Raw genomic sequence first — 763 nt, 5'->3', positions numbered from 1 at the left:
CCTCCCCTTCTCCCCTTGTGGGAGAAGGTGGAGCCTCAGTTACCACCCTCAAGTAATCACGCTCGGCTTGTCGCGGCCGGTGTGGCTCTTGATACCGGCAATGTCGTCCGCCGCGGCGATGAGGTCAGCGAGCGCTTCCTGGGTGTCGAGATCGTGCCTTGCCTGATCCGGCTCGTAGCGCTCGATATAGACGCGCAGCGTGGCGCCGGAGGTGCCGGTGCCGGAGAGGCGGAAGACGACGCGCGAGCCGCCCTCGAACAGGATCCTGATGCCCTGGTTCTTGCTCACCGAGCCGTCGACCGGATCGTGATAGGCGAAGTCGTCGGCGGTGGCGATCTTCAGCCCGCGCACGCTGGTGCCAGGTAGCGAGGCGAGCTTGGCGCGCAGTTCATCGACCAGCCTGTTGGCGCGGTCGGTGTCGACCTCCTCATAGTCGTGGCGCGAATAGTAGTTACGGCCGTAAGTCGCCCAATGCTCGGTGACGATCTGCCTGGCGCTCTCGCCGCGCACGGCGAGGATGTTGAGCCAAAGAAGCACCGCCCACAGTCCGTCCTTCTCGCGCACGTGGTTGGAGCCGGTGCCGGCGCTTTCCTCGCCGCAGATCGTCGCCATGCCGGCGTCGAGCAGATTGCCGAAGAACTTCCAGCCGGTCGGCGTCTCGTAGATGCCGATGCCGAGCTTCTCGGCGACGCGGTCGGCGGCACCGCTGGTCGGCATCGAGCGGGCGATGCCCTTGAGGCCGTCCTTGTAGCCCGGCGCCAGA

General features: G+C 66.2%; 1 protein-coding gene. It reads right to left on the bottom strand.

Translation table 11 applies throughout. The features are described from left to right. Positions 1-48: 48 nt before the first annotated feature. On the bottom strand, positions 49-763 hold a 715-nt coding region (locus EN780_RS36030; protein WP_128276583.1), incomplete at its 5' end, for an alpha-D-glucose phosphate-specific phosphoglucomutase.

It is taken from the genome of Mesorhizobium sp. M4B.F.Ca.ET.089.01.1.1 (genome assembly GCF_004022605.1).
Lineage (GTDB): Bacteria > Pseudomonadota > Alphaproteobacteria > Rhizobiales > Rhizobiaceae > Mesorhizobium > Mesorhizobium abyssinicae.
The sequence above is the reverse complement of the archived record's forward strand: the minus strand, read 5'-3'. Positions and strand labels throughout refer to the sequence as shown.